Here is a 14078-nt window from a genome sequence, read left to right on the forward strand (position 1 = left end):
ATGCCCGGGATATTTTGTTGCCGTGGAAACTTTCAGCCCATCTCAGGATGGGCTTTTTTCTCCACCAACACGCTGATCTCGCGAGCTTTTTACCGATAAAAAGCTATACTGCACTAAATTGGTGCACTCTTTTTCAGGAGACTGTCGAATGGCAACAGGCACACTGCCCGATGCTGGGCAGATCCTCAACTCTCTTATCAACAGTATCTTACTGGTCGATGATGACCTGGCGGTGCACTTTGCCAATCCTGCGGCGCAGCAGCTGCTGGCGCAAAGTTCACGCAAGCTGTTTGGCACCCCGTTACCTGAGCTGTTGAGCTATTTTTCGTTGAATATCGGACTGATGCAGGAGAGCCTGCAGGCGGGCCAGGGGTTTACCGATAACGAAGTCACGCTGGTTATTGATGGCCGCTCGCACATCCTGTCGCTGACCGCCCAGCGGCTGCCGGAAGGCTTTATTCTGCTGGAAATGGCGCCGATGGATAACCAGCGCCGCCTGAGCCAGGAGCAGCTGCAGCACGCGCAGCAGGTCGCCGCCCGCGATCTGGTCCGCGGCCTGGCACATGAGATAAAAAATCCGTTAGGCGGCCTGCGCGGCGCGGCACAGCTGCTCAGCAAAGCCCTGCCCGACCCGACGCTAACGGAATATACCAAAGTGATCATCGAGCAGGCTGACCGGCTGAGAAATCTGGTCGATCGCCTGCTTGGGCCACAGCATCCGGGCATGCACGTTACTGAAAGTATCCATAAAGTCGCCGAGCGGGTAGTGAAACTGGTCTCCATGGAGTTACCGGACAACGTGAAGTTAATCCGTGATTACGACCCCAGCCTACCAGAGCTGCCCCACGACCCGGATCAAATTGAACAGGTGTTGCTGAACATCGTCCGTAATGCGCTGCAGGCGCTGGGGCCGGAAGGGGGCGAAATTGTTCTCCGCACCCGCACCGCTTTCCAGCTGACGCTGCACGGGGTGCGTTATCGCCTCGCCGCACGTATTGACGTTGAAGATAATGGCCCGGGTATTCCGCCCCATCTCCAGGATACGCTGTTTTATCCGATGGTCAGCGGCCGCGAAGGTGGTACCGGCCTGGGCTTATCTATCGCCCGCAGCCTTATCGATCAGCACTCCGGCAAAATTGAATTCACCAGCTGGCCGGGTCATACCGAATTTTCGGTATACCTGCCTATTCGGAAGTAGAGGTGTTTATGCAACGAGGGATAGCCTGGATCGTTGATGACGATAGCTCCATCCGCTGGGTGCTTGAACGCGCGCTCACCGGAGCCGGCTTGAGCTGCACAACGTTCGAAAGCGGCAATGAGGTGCTAGATGCCCTCACCACCAAAACCCCGGATGTACTGCTGTCAGATATCCGTATGCCGGGAATGGATGGTCTGGCGCTGCTCAAACAGATTAAGCAGCGTCATCCGATGCTTCCGGTCATCATAATGACCGCGCATTCCGATTTGGACGCTGCGGTCAGCGCTTATCAGCAAGGCGCGTTTGATTATCTGCCCAAACCTTTTGATATTGATGAAGCCGTCGCCCTGGTCGACCGGGCGATAAGCCACTACCAGGAGCAGCAACAGCCGCGAAATGCGCCGATAAGCAGCCCAACTGCCGACATCATCGGCGAAGCGCCGGCAATGCAGGATGTCTTTCGCATTATTGGCCGTTTGTCGCGATCATCCATCAGCGTGCTGATTAATGGCGAATCCGGTACCGGTAAAGAGCTCGTCGCTCACGCCCTGCATCGTCATAGTCCACGTTCAAAAGCGCCGTTTATCGCACTGAATATGGCGGCAATACCCAAAGACCTGATTGAGTCCGAGCTGTTCGGGCATGAAAAAGGGGCCTTTACCGGCGCCAATACCGTCCGCCAGGGACGCTTCGAACAGGCTGACGGCGGCACGCTATTCCTGGATGAAATTGGCGATATGCCGCTTGATGTCCAGACTCGTCTGCTGCGCGTGCTGGCGGATGGCCAGTTTTATCGCGTGGGCGGTTACGCGCCGGTGAAGGTCGATGTGCGGATCATCGCCGCCACCCACCAGAACCTGGAACAGCGCGTGCAGGAGGGGAAATTCCGTGAAGATTTGTTCCACCGCCTGAACGTGATCCGAGTGCATTTACCGCCGCTGCGCGAGCGCCGGGAAGATATTCCACGCCTGGCCCGCCATTTTCTGCAGATAGCCGCCCGCGAGCTCGGTGTTGAAGCCAAACAGCTGCATCCGGAAACGGAGACAGCGCTGACACGCCTGGCGTGGCCTGGCAACGTCCGTCAGCTGGAAAACACCTGTCGCTGGCTCACCGTCATGGCCGCCGGCCAGGAGGTACTGACGCAGGATCTGCCGAGCGAACTGTTTGAGACCACGGTTCCGGACAGCCCGACGCAGATGCAGCCCGACAGCTGGGCGACGCTGCTGGGTCAGTGGGCCGATCGGGCGTTGCGATCCGGTCATCAAAACCTGCTCTCAGAAGCGCAACCCGAAATGGAGCGCACGCTGCTGACGACCGCCCTGCGCCATACCCAGGGGCACAAGCAGGAGGCTGCGCGTCTGCTGGGATGGGGTCGTAATACCCTGACGCGTAAGCTAAAAGAGCTGGGAATGGAGTAGTGATTAACGGCATGATGAAAATTAGCCGTTCAGCGCAAAGTGCTGCTATTTTGTACTTTACTGTTCCGATGAGTTGAGTATGATCGTGCCCGGCATTAGGGGAGAGCATCATGTTTGAATCACTGGTGAGTATGATATCGAGCGGCGCCGCAGCCAGTCACACGCCACAAACGGCAGTCGCTGCCGTGCTGTGCGCTGCGCTGGTCGGGCTGTTCAGCTAATGGTTCCCCTCTCCTGCGGCCGCGGGAGAGGGGAAAACATTAAATGACCCGGGAGAACTGTTGCATCCGAGCTTTTTGCCGTAGATAGGCATCAAAGCACATGCAGATATTGCGGATCAGCAGTCGGCCTTTCGCCGTCACCTGAATGGCCTTATCATCCACAGCCACCAGCCCGTCATGCGCCAGCGGCGCCAGCAGCTTCAGGTCTTCGGCAAAATAAGACTGAAAATCCACATCCCACTGCGCCTCTACAGCCTCAATATCCAGACGGAAATTACAGATCAACGCCTTAATCACGTCGCGACGTAAACAGTCATCGCGGGTTAACGCGATCCCGCGCCATAGAGCGTCCCCTTGCTCTGCCACCTGCTGGTAGTACAGCTTCAGCTCTTTTTGGTTCTGGGCGTAGCTGTCACCAATCATGCTGATCGCGGACACGCCCATCCCCAGCAGATCGGTATCCCCCTGGGTGGTGTAACCCTGGAAATTGCGGTGCAGTATGCCATGACGTTGCGCGACCGCTAATTCATCGTCTGGGCGAGCAAAGTGGTCCATGCCGATAAACTGATAGCCTGCCGCCGTCAGCGAGCCGATGGTCTCCTGGAGGATCTCCAGCTTCTGTTCAGCGGAGGGGAGATCGGCATCTTTAATTTTGCGCTGTGCGGCAAAGAGCGTGGGCAGATGCGCATAGTTAAACACGCTCAGGCGGTCAGGATTGAGCTCGGCGACCTTTTGCAGGGTAAAGGCGAAGCTCTCCGGCGTTTGCTTCGGCAGGCCGTAGATGAGGTCGATATTGGTTGAGGTAAAACCAATCTCCCGCGCATGGTGGAGCAAATCAAAGATGAACGCTTCGTCCTGCTCACGGTTAACCAGGCGCTGAACCTCTTTATTGAAGTCCTGCACGCCCATACTCAGGCGGTTGAAACCCTCGGTGCGTAAATGATCGAGGACATCCAGCTCGATCTCACGTGGATCGACCTCAATGGAAATCTCGGCTTCCGCGCTGAAATGGAAGTGGCTGCGCAACAGATCCATCAGGCGACTGATTTGCGCCTTATTGAGATAGGTTGGCGTGCCGCCACCCCAGTGCAGTTGTTTAACCTGGCGACTGGCAAACAGCGGCGCGCGGTGGATGATCTCCTGTTCAAGGACATCGAGATATTGATCGGCCTTATGCTGCTGGCGGGTGACTATCTTATTGCAGCCGCAGAAATAACACAGCTTATGGCAAAACGGGATATGCACGTACAGCGACAGGGGACGCTGTGGGTAACGGGCCACAGCGGCATCGAATTCCGCCGCGCCAAATTGCGGTGAAAACTCCAGCGCGGTGGGATACGAGGTATAGCGCGGCCCGGAATAGTTATATTTCTGGATCAGGGCCAGATCCCAGTCGATTATCTGCTCAGACATGCTCACTCCTTCCGATGGTGCCGCCGACGGGTACGCCGTCCCGGCCCCACCGCACCGCGGGTCATGAGCCGGTTGCGCAGCCATTTCTGACGCCGCGACAACCGTCGTAGTTTAACGAATAACCACAGCAGATAACATATAACCAGAAGGGTTATAAGCAGTACCGGGAATCCGATGGGATGCAAATGTTAGTTTCCACCCTTCAGCAGACGCATCATATCTTCCTGACGCTCTTCCTCTTCTTCATCTTCGTCATCGTAAGAGAGGCCGAGCTGCTGCATCAGCTCATCAATGCGATCCAGTTTGGCGTCCACCCAGCTCTGCTCTTCAGCATTCAGGGTGCCCCCCTCTTCCAGACGTTCCAGCAGCGCGTCCAGGCGCTCATCATTCTCCAGCAACTCCAGCTCAGCCTGCGGTGAAAGCATAGGTTTCTCGCTCTTTGGTTTATGCTGCTTGGGGGCTGGGGTGCTGCTTTCGCTCACGCCCAGCGGGATCGGTTTTTTACTGCCGACGCGCGGGTCTTGCGTCTGGCTCTGTTTTTTGCCCGCTGAAGCCGCATCGCCGCCGTTCGCGCGACTGCCTGCCGCGTGGCCACGATGTTTCTTCTGCCGTTTGCGATCGCGAGCTTCCTGATTTAACTCTTCACGCGACTTGCGGCCGGATTTGCCACGGGTGGCGGATGTCGGTTTTTTCATGGTGTGTAATCTTCAGACAGTATTATTCAGTATAGAATTGAGGCGGAATCTAGCAGAAAGCAAGCAAAGAAAAAAGGCGACAGATTACTCTGTCGCCTTTTTCCTCACTGACCACCCTTAACGGGCTTCTTCTTTCCCTGTTCGCTAACGACTTACCCTGTCTTTCCCTTAGCGTCCAACGGTCCCTGTTTCTTCCTTTTCCCTTTGAAACGTCTCCAAGACGCGCGTCATCCTGACTATCCTGTGGTCTTCGCCTCCTGGCGCTTCCTGACCCCTCGTCCTGAGTCTTAATCCTTTCAGCATCCCCGCCGTTGTGTATTACTTTACCCTGTTGACAAAAATCGACAACCAGCCAGGCCGTTAAAAAAACATTTTCAGATTTCTCTATTTTTATAACTTGTTTTTTTTCAGTTAATTACATCTGTATCGTCTTATTTTTCTCAGGTATGTCCTATACGAAGAATAGTCAATGTCTCACAAACCATATGGTTTTTACTTACAGGAACGGCGTGCGGTAAAAACAGCCTTTTTCTGCTGTTCAGGTATAATCCCTGCCATAGCCTGTTTTAACGGAGACGACCGTCTTGACCAACTGGAATTATCAACTGACGCACTTTGTCACTAGCGCGCCAGATATCCGCCATCTTCCTGCCGATACCGGCATTGAAGTGGCGTTCGCCGGCCGCTCCAACGCGGGAAAATCCAGCGCGCTAAATACGCTGACCAACCAGAAGAGCCTGGCGCGTACCTCCAAAACTCCTGGACGTACGCAGCTGATTAACCTGTTCGAAGTCGCCGAGGGCAAACGCCTGGTTGACCTGCCCGGCTATGGTTATGCGCAAGTACCTGAAGAGATGAAGATCAAGTGGCAGCGCGCGCTGGGAGAGTACCTGGAGAAACGTCTGTGCCTGAAGGGCCTGGTGGTGCTAATGGATATTCGCCACCCGCTTAAAGATCTCGATCAGCAAATGATCGAGTGGGCGGTAGAAAGCGATATTCAGGTGCTGGTGCTGTTGACCAAAGCCGATAAGCTCGCCAGCGGCGCGCGTAAAGCGCAAGTGAATATGGTGCGTGAAGCGGTACTGGCCTTCAATGGCGATATTCAGGTTGAACCTTTCTCTTCGCTGAAAAAATCTGGCGTGGATAAGCTGCGACAGAAGCTGGATAGCTGGTTTAACGAAATCCCGCCGCAAGAAGCCGTTGAAGACGCCGAGTAACCCCCGCTTTTTCCGGATAACGGCGCGTAGCGCCCTATCCGGACGTTCATATTACGCACTTTTAACTGCATCAAACTTTTCTTTCGCGCAATAAAAAACGCCCCGGTCATAAATGACCGGGGCGGCTAAAATATTCAGCCAAATCCGATTACGTGAAGTAAAAGGTCTGAAAGATAGAACATCTTACCTCTGTACCCTACGCGATTAACTCTACTCTTCTTTCGCTCACGGATAAAGCATTTTTTGTAGTTTTTTTTCACTATTTACATAGCAAATTCAAATGATCCTCACAAAACGCTATAAGTTATGTTGCTTACTTACAGAAAATCGCTTTGCGCTTTGTATACTTAGTGCGCTTGATCCCAGTTTTCGCCACTACCGACTTCCACCAGCAGCGGCACCGCCAGCGTAGTGCTGTTCTCCATCAGTTCATGGATTTTTTTCGACACGGCATCGAGCTCATCTTTATGCACTTCAAAGACCAGTTCATCGTGAACCTGCATGATCATCCGCACGCGAGGTTGCTCCTTCCGCAGCCATTCATCAACAGCAATCATCGCCCGCTTGATAATGTCTGCCGCTGTCCCCTGCATCGGGGCGTTGATCGCCGCACGTTCCGCGCCGGCGCGACGGGCACCATTGCTGGATTTAATATCCGGCAGATAGAGTCGACGGCCATCCAGCGTTTCAACATACCCTTGCTCTTTCGCCTGAGCGCGGGTGCGCTCCATATACTCCAGGACGCCCGGGTAACGCTCGAAATAAAGATCCATATACTTCTGTGCTTCTTTACGCGGGATGTTCAGCTGGCGGGCCAGGCCGAAGGCGCTCATGCCGTAGATCAGACCGAAGTTGATGGCTTTCGCACTGCGGCGCTGTTCGCTGCTGACGCTGTCCAGTGGTAAGCCAAACACTTCAGCCGCCGTCGCCCGGTGAATATCTTTCCCTTCAGCGAAGGCGGTCAGCAGGCCTTTATCCCGCGACAGGTGCGCCATAATACGCAGTTCGATTTGCGAGTAGTCCGCTGAGACAATGACGTAATCTTCCGGCGCGATAAACGCCTGGCGAATGCGCCGTCCTTCTTCGTTACGCACTGGAATATTTTGCAGGTTTGGATCGGTAGACGACAAACGGCCAGTGGCAGTGACCGCCTGATGATAGGAGGTATGCACGCGCCCCGTTTTAGGGTTAATCATCAGCGGCAGTTTATCGGTATAGGTCGACTTCAGTTTCGCCAGCCCGCGATACTCCAGAATCACTTTTGGCAACGGATAATCCAGCGCCAGCTCCTCCAGGACCTCTTCAGACGTGGATGGCGCGCCACCCGGCGTTTTCTTCAGCGGCTTGATACCCTGTTTCTCAAACAGGATCGTTTGCAGCTGTTTAGTGGAGGAGAGATTAAACGCTTCCCCGGCAATCTCATGTGCGCGCTGCTCCAGCTCAACCAGACGCTGGGCGATCTCCTGGGAATGCGCATGCAGCACGGCAGGGTCGATTTTCACGCCATTGCGCTCAACCCGAGACAGCACCGGCACCAGCGGCATTTCGATATGCTTAAAGATATTCAGCGGACCTTCATGCTGCTGCAGCTTCGGCCACATCTTCAGATGCAGCTGGAGCGTGACGTCGGCATCTTCCGCCGCGTAGCGGCCAGCCTCCTCCAGTGCAATCTGGTTAAAGGTGAGCTGGTTCTTACCTTTACCAGCGATCTCTTCAAAGGTAATGGTTTTATGCTTCAGCCAGCGGTCGGAAAGACTGTCCATATCGTGGCGGCCCGCCACGCTGTCGAGAATGTAGGATTCCAGCATGGTATCGAACGCAATCCCGCGCAGCTCAATGTCATAGTTGGCCAAAATACCGCGATCGTATTTGAGATTTTGCCCGACCTTGAGCAGCTTCTCATCCTCCAGCAGCGGTTTAAGTAACGCCAGTACGCGCTCGCGGGGGATCTGATCCGGTGCATCAAGATAATCATGCGCCACAGGGACATAGGCGGCCACGCCAGGCTCAACAGCGAATGAAAGACCGACCATATTGGCAGAGATATTATCCAGGCTGTCGGTTTCCGTATCAAAGGCAAAGAGCGGCGCTTGCTTCAGCTTATCGATCCAGGTGACCAGCGTGGCCTCATCAAGGATAGTGACGTAGTGCTCTGCTGAAAGGGCGGAGGCCGGTTCATCCTCTGCTTCTGCCTGTGCCGCTGCCGCAGGCTCTGCAGGTTTAGCGGCCGGTTTGCCGCCCTTCGCTTGCAGCCATTTCCCGGCCTCGACGTCGGTTGTCCAGCGCTTAAACTCATACTGCCTGAACAGCGCCAGCAGATCGTCAGCCGCCGGAGGCTGCACCTCCAGCTCTTCGCACGTGAGCTCCAGCTCGACGTCGGTTTTAATGGTCGCCAGCTGATAAGAGAGATAAGCCACGTCCTTGTTCTGCTCCAGCTTCGCCGCCATCGTTTTCGCGCCGCGGAAGCTCAGTGCAGCAATTTTCTCCGGTTCCGCATACAGCGTATCAAGGCCGCCAAGGCCTTGCAGCAGCGCCTGGGCGGTCTTCTCGCCCACGCCCGGCACGCCAGGAATGTTATCCGAAGAGTCGCCCATCAGTGCCAGGAAATCGATAATCAGCTCCGGCGGGACGCCATACTTGGAGACCACCTCATCCGGTCCAAGGATGGTGTTAGTCATGGTATTGATTAGGGTGATCCCCGGCGTCACCAGCTGAGCCATGTCTTTATCACCGGTGCTGATCAGCACCGGACGACCCGCCCTTTCCGCTTCCCGCGCCAGGGTGCCAATCACATCGTCGGCTTCAACACCCGGAACCGCCATTAGCGGCAGCCCCATCGCTTTCACCATCTTATGCAACGGCTCAATCTGCGCGCGCAGATCGTCCGGCATCGGCGGGCGGTGGGACTTGTAATGTTCGAACAATTCATCACGGAAGGTTTTCCCTTTCGCATCAAAGACCACGACGGCGTGAGTCGGTTGATACTGCAGGATCAAACTGCGCAGCATATTCAGTACGCCGTACATAGCCCCGGTCGGCTCCCCTGCGCTGTTAGTCAGCGGCGGAAACGCATGATACGCCCGATAAAGATAGGATGAGCCGTCAACGAGGATGAGAGGGTTTTCTGGGATCTGAACCATAATTTCCGTGCCTGTTTATCAGATTATGGGTAAAGGATGCCACAGACGGGCATGAAATCCTGAATTTTTCCCGCATTTCGCGGAAAAGATTCAACGATCGTCGCGATCGCATAAGAACTTTGCTTGTGGATAACTTTGTGTATAGTTTTACAGCGTCAGCTTTACCGCCCCTGAAAATAAATGAACAAATACTATTACTCTTTATATATCAGTTAATTAAAAACAGATCGACGATCCTGGCATCAATTTGATGACCCAATGTTCCATGTGGATAGAAGATCCTTGTTTTTTTCTGTTCTCGTAAGACCCGTCATTTGCCGCGTTTTCTGGTAAAATCAGCCCCTTGCGCAGCTTAAAGGCGCTCTTTGTCAGCCTAACTTTCTGAATAAACTAACTATGTCGAGATTACTCGCTGCGATAACACTTCCGCTGAGTATCGCCTTAACCATCTTAGTCACCATTATCTGCTCTGTACCGATCATCGTCGCCGGGCTGATTAAACTGCTGGTCCCCATTCCAGCGGTATGGCGCTCTATATCTGTTTTTTGCAATTTTATGATGTATTGCTGGTGCGAAGGGCTGGCGCTGCTGTTGCATCTCAATCCCTGGCTTAAATGGGACGTCGAGGGTCTGGAAGGCTTAAATAAAAAGAACTGGTATCTGCTGATCAGTAACCACCATAGCTGGGCAGATATCGTGGTGCTGTGCGTGCTGTTCCGCAAGCATATTCCGATGAATAAGTACTTCCTTAAACAACAGCTGGCGTGGGTACCCTTCATCGGCCTCGCCTGCTGGGCGTTGGATATGCCCTTTATGCGCCGCTATTCACGCAGTTACCTTATTAGACACCCGGAACGCCGCGGTAAAGATGTCGAAACCACCCGCCGTTCATGTGAAAAATTTCGCGCGCATCCGACGACTATCGTCAATTTTGTGGAAGGCTCGCGTTTTACCGAAGCCAAAAAGCACGAGACGCGCTCGCCTTACGATAACCTGCTACCGCCTAAAGCGGCAGGTATCGCCATGGCGTTAAACGTGCTCGGTTCGCAGTTCGATAAACTACTGAATGTCACGCTGTGCTACCCGGAGAATAATACAAAGCCGTTTTACGATATGTTAAGCGGCCGCCTGACGCGCATTGTAGTACGTATCAATCTGGTTCCTATTGGTGAAGAGCTGCACGGCGATTACGTTAACGATAAGAACTTTAAGCGCGGCTTCCAGCGCTGGCTCAATGGGCTATGGGAAGAGAAAGACCGTCAGTTGACTGACATCATGCGGGACAAAGAAAGGTAGTCACTGCCAGAATAGCTAAGGTAACGCCGGTCAGTGACCGGCGTTTTTTTTATTTCTTCTCTACCAGTTGCTTCACGGTATCCGCATACTGAGCGACGAAGACATCCATATTGCTGGTGTCCATCCCCTGCGGGTTCAGCTGGTATTTACCATTAACATACATAGCCGGTACCCCCTGCAGCTGCAGATCGGCTGCCGCTTTCTCTTGCTGAGCGACCAGAGATTTCACCACGAAGCTATTCCATGCGGCATCGTAGTCTTCCCCTTTCACGCCAGCGTCGACAAACACTTTACGAATGTCAGCCACGCTCTGCACGGTCTGGGTTTTCTGCACGGCTTCGAACATCGGCGCAGTAATTTTATCTTCAACACCCAGCGCGATGGCCACCGCCCACGCCTGCGTCAGATCCTTGCCCAGAGGGCCCAGGAACTCAACGTGGTATTTGGTCATTTTGGTGCCTTCCGGCAGTTTCTGACGCACATTGTCAGAAACATGCAGCACTTCTTCAAACTGGTAGCAGTGCGGGCAGTAGAATGAGAAGAACTCGAGCACCTGCGGCTCGCCAGCAATCGGCTTATCAAGGGTAATGTACTGCTTGCCATCGGTGATCTGGGCAGCGGATGCACTAAAAGCCAGAATCATACCAGCCAGCGCCAGCCAAACTTTTTTCATGATTTACTCTCTCCTGGATATATCACATTAATACATTGGCGTTAACTGAAGCGGGGGTTCCTGTAGAACCTTCACCTGCTCAAGAAAAGTCGACGTCTGCCCCCGCCAGTAATCCTCCCCGGTTAACCAGGGGAAATTGACCGGGAAAGCGGGATCGTCCCAGCGTCTGAGCAACCACGCCAGATAATAAACCAGTCGCATAGCGCGTAAAGGTTCAATTAGCGCGATTTCATCGCTGTTAAAGGGGCTGAATTCCTCATAGGCCTCGACAATGGTCTCCAGCTGCATACGCTGTTCAGCCTTATCACCGTTGAGCAGCATCCACAGATCCTGAATCGCCGGGCCGGTTCGCGCATCGTCTAAGTCGACAAACAGTGGCCCGTCGCGCCAGAGGATATTACCCGCATGGCAGTCACCGTGCAGGCGTAACGTGTTCCCGCGGCCGTGCCATTGCTCCATGACGGCAGCAATGAGTTTATCGGTCGCCTTCAGGAAATCGGCCTTCAGGCCAGAGGGGATCAGCGTCGCCTGTTCAAACACCTGGCGCGGTTCCAGCAGGTACTCCTGGACGCCAATTTCCGGGCGGGCAGTAAAGCGCTGTTTGCGGCCCGTCTGGTGCAGGCGCCCCAGATAGCGGCCAACCCATTCCATCTGATCAAGGTTATCCGCTTCAAACTGACGACCGCCAAGGCTTGGGAAAACGGCAAAGTAGAATCCCTGATGCTGATGAAGCGTGCTGTCGTTAAAGAAGAGCGGCGCAGCAACGGGCACTTCATCTTCTACAAGCTGAAGCGCAAACTGGTGTTCTTCAAGGATCTGTTCTGCGGACCAGCGCTCAGGACGATAGAACTTTACCACATAGCGATGGCGCTCTTCGTCCTGGAACTGATAAACGCGGTTCTCATAGCTGTTTAGCGGGGTGAGACCGGAGTCCACCCGCATACCCAGATCGAATAACCCATCGATAATGGTATCCGGGCGAAGCGTCTGAAAAGTAAAAGCCTTATCGTGCATCCTGACTTCCGATAATCGTACGAATAGTTCAGGATATCATCTCATTGCACTTTACGCGGCAGCGCTTACAACCTTTTACTCTTTTATTACCCCGCGGGCGCGCAGCAGCGCGGTTTTAAAGTCCTCTTCATAATCCTTCTGAATACCGGGAATGACAGCATCTTTAGAAGAGTCACGCATCTTCAGGTGATAGATCAGAATATCGTCGGAAAGATCGCTCAGTTCGCCATCATAGCCAGCCTCTTTCGCCAGTTTCTGCAAAAATTGCATCAGATTCAGTTCAGGCTCTTTCTGCCAGGCAGGCTGGAGGAGTTCAATTACTTCATTCAGACGTTTACATTTCATGGTCATGCTCCTTACTCTTGATAGGGACAAGTTAACAGGGTCAATCCCACAATGAAAGAGGCGATATTCAGATGCAAAGCGAGGCGATAACCGGCGTCGTGCTGGCAGGCGGCAAAGCCACGCGAATGGGCGGCATTGATAAAGGATTACAGGCGCTAAATGGTCGCCCTCTCTGGCGTCACGTCGCGGAGACATTAGCCCCGCAGGTAGATGAGTTAGTCATTAGCGCCAATCGTCATCTTGAACAGTGGCGTGCCAGCGGATATCCGGTCTTTCGAGACATACAGGAGGGTTATCAGGGGCCGCTGGCCGGAATGCTTGCTGTGATGCAGCAGGTCGCGAGCCCATGGTTTGTTTTTTGCCCCTGCGACACGCCGTTCATTCCATCCTTTTTGGTGGAGCGCTTTATCCAGCAGAAAGGGGCCGCACCGGTCGTTTGGGCCCATGACGGCGAACGGGATCATCCCGCCGTTGCATTAGTTCATCGTCAAATCATTCCGGAACTGGAGGCTTATCTGGCTCATGGAGAGCGCAGGGTGATGGTCTTTATGCGACAAGTGGGTGGGCGCCCGGTGAATTTCAGCGATGTGAAATCAGCGTTCATCAATGTAAATACGCTTGAAGATTTGCAGCAGATGCAGGAGCCATCATGACCCCATTACTGGCGATCGCCGCATGGAGCGGTACCGGAAAAACAACATTATTAAAGCGTCTTATCCCTGAGCTTTGCGTCAGAGGTCTGCGTCCCGGGCTGATAAAACATACCCATCATGATATGGACGTCGATAAGCCCGGCAAAGATAGCTATGAATTACGTAAGGCGGGCGCTGCGCAGACTATTGTCGCCAGCGAACAGCGCTGGGCGTTGATGACGGAGACGCCAGAGACGCCGGGATTAGATCTCACGTGGCTTGTCAGTCGAATGGATGTCAGCAAACTGGACCTGGTTTTAGTGGAGGGGTTCAAACATGAACCCGTGCCGAAGATCCTACTTTTTCGGCAAAACAGCGGCCATCGTGTAGAAGAGCTGATAATTGATGAACATACCATCGCCGTGGCCAGCGATATGCCCATCGCGACCTCGCTTCCGCAGTTGGATTTAAATGATATTCAACAGATCGCGACATTTATTGCGAATTGGTTAGAGAGGCATTAGCAGTTTATCGGTAGGGTTGCTTCTTAACACAGACGTTAATGAATGGCATCGGCAGACAGGGGCCTCCCCGGAGGCGGTGCTGCGCACCTTGTCCGGGCTACGGATCGTGCAGGGCGGGTGCGAATCCGTAGCCCCGGTAAGCACAGCGCCACCGGGGAGATATACCCCACACAGCAAAAAACCCCGCACCTTTCGGCACGGGGTTCTTGTTAAAACGCAAAAACAAAAAGCTCAGTCTTTCGGCTGAGCTTTCTGCTTTATTTGATGCCTGGCAGTTCCCTACTCTCACATG

14 protein-coding genes are annotated in these 14078 nt (G+C 53.9%); 7 read left to right on the forward strand and 7 right to left on the reverse strand.

Annotation, left to right across the window (positions count from 1 at the left end; all coding sequences use genetic code 11):
* The first annotated feature begins 148 nt into the window (after positions 1 to 148).
* From glnL to AS136_RS28340, 3 genes are all read left to right on the forward strand, one after another.
* Positions 149 to 1198: a nitrogen regulation protein NR(II) gene (gene glnL / locus AS136_RS23310; protein ID WP_063267045.1), complete on the forward strand. Its 1050-nt coding sequence runs from the start codon at positions 149 to 151 to the stop codon at positions 1196 to 1198.
* A gap of 8 nt (positions 1199 to 1206) precedes the next feature.
* Positions 1207 to 2616 carry a nitrogen regulation protein NR(I) gene (gene glnG, locus AS136_RS23315; RefSeq protein WP_008807911.1) on the forward strand — a complete coding sequence of 470 codons (1410 nt, stop codon included), beginning with the start codon at positions 1207 to 1209 and terminating at the stop codon, positions 2614 to 2616.
* Between the two features lie 110 nt (positions 2617 to 2726).
* Entirely contained in the window at positions 2727 to 2837 is a 111-nt protein-coding gene (locus AS136_RS28340) for a YshB family small membrane protein (protein WP_004152951.1), read from the forward strand.
* 39 nt (positions 2838 to 2876) lie between these two features.
* Here the strand turns inward: AS136_RS28340 and hemN are convergent, their stop codons facing one another.
* Both hemN and yihI read right to left on the reverse strand, forming a co-directional pair.
* Positions 2877 to 4250 carry an oxygen-independent coproporphyrinogen III oxidase gene (gene hemN, locus AS136_RS23320; protein WP_008807912.1) on the reverse strand — a complete coding sequence of 458 codons (1374 nt, stop codon included), beginning with the start codon at positions 4248 to 4250 and terminating at the stop codon, positions 2877 to 2879.
* 188 nt (positions 4251 to 4438) lie between these two features.
* Complete coding sequence (gene yihI, locus AS136_RS23325) at positions 4439 to 4945, reverse strand: Der GTPase-activating protein YihI (RefSeq protein WP_008807913.1); 507 nt, start codon at positions 4943 to 4945, stop codon at positions 4439 to 4441.
* Positions 4946 to 5529: 584 nt separating this feature from the next.
* Between yihI and yihA the strand changes: the two genes are divergently transcribed.
* Positions 5530 to 6162, forward strand: coding sequence for a ribosome biogenesis GTP-binding protein YihA/YsxC (gene yihA / locus AS136_RS23330; RefSeq protein ID WP_008807914.1), 633 nt, complete (start codon positions 5530 to 5532; stop codon positions 6160 to 6162).
* A 134-nt stretch (positions 6163 to 6296) separates the two neighbouring features.
* Here the strand turns inward: yihA and spfP are convergent, their stop codons facing one another.
* Together spfP and polA are read right to left on the reverse strand one after the other, a co-directional pair.
* Positions 6297 to 6344: a small protein SpfP gene (spfP, locus tag AS136_RS29415; protein ID WP_071892919.1), complete on the reverse strand. Its 48-nt coding sequence runs from the start codon at positions 6342 to 6344 to the stop codon at positions 6297 to 6299.
* 165 nt (positions 6345 to 6509) lie between these two features.
* A complete protein-coding gene (gene polA / locus AS136_RS23335) occupies positions 6510 to 9302 on the reverse strand; it encodes a DNA polymerase I (protein WP_012543290.1) in 2793 nt (930 codons plus the stop codon).
* Positions 9303 to 9698: 396 nt separating this feature from the next.
* On the opposite strand from polA, the gene AS136_RS23340 reads away from it, so the two are divergent.
* Positions 9699 to 10598 (forward strand): acyltransferase, encoded by a 900-nt coding sequence (locus AS136_RS23340; protein ID WP_008807916.1) that lies wholly within the window; start codon positions 9699 to 9701, stop codon positions 10596 to 10598.
* Positions 10599 to 10647: 49 nt separating this feature from the next.
* Here the strand turns inward: AS136_RS23340 and dsbA are convergent, their stop codons facing one another.
* From dsbA to AS136_RS23355, 3 genes are all read right to left on the reverse strand, one after another.
* Positions 10648 to 11271, reverse strand: coding sequence for a thiol:disulfide interchange protein DsbA (gene dsbA / locus AS136_RS23345; protein ID WP_008807917.1), 624 nt, complete (start codon positions 11269 to 11271; stop codon positions 10648 to 10650).
* 27 nt (positions 11272 to 11298) lie between these two features.
* Complete coding sequence (locus tag AS136_RS23350; protein WP_008807918.1) at positions 11299 to 12285, reverse strand: serine/threonine protein kinase; 987 nt, start codon at positions 12283 to 12285, stop codon at positions 11299 to 11301.
* A 75-nt stretch (positions 12286 to 12360) separates the two neighbouring features.
* Positions 12361 to 12630, reverse strand: coding sequence for a YihD family protein (locus AS136_RS23355; protein WP_002882612.1), 270 nt, complete (start codon positions 12628 to 12630; stop codon positions 12361 to 12363).
* 71 nt (positions 12631 to 12701) lie between these two features.
* On the opposite strand from AS136_RS23355, the gene mobA reads away from it, so the two are divergent.
* Both mobA and mobB read left to right on the forward strand, forming a co-directional pair.
* Entirely contained in the window at positions 12702 to 13283 is a 582-nt protein-coding gene (gene mobA, locus AS136_RS23360; RefSeq protein WP_016162032.1) for a molybdenum cofactor guanylyltransferase MobA, read from the forward strand.
* A complete protein-coding gene (gene mobB, locus AS136_RS23365; RefSeq protein ID WP_016162031.1) occupies positions 13280 to 13786 on the forward strand; it encodes a molybdopterin-guanine dinucleotide biosynthesis protein MobB in 507 nt (168 codons plus the stop codon). The genes mobA and mobB overlap by 4 nt, the downstream gene beginning before the upstream one ends.
* Positions 13787 to 14078 lie beyond the last annotated feature (292 nt).

Source organism: Klebsiella sp. D5A, assembly GCF_001620885.1.
Taxonomy (GTDB): domain Bacteria; phylum Pseudomonadota; class Gammaproteobacteria; order Enterobacterales; family Enterobacteriaceae; genus Klebsiella; species Klebsiella variicola.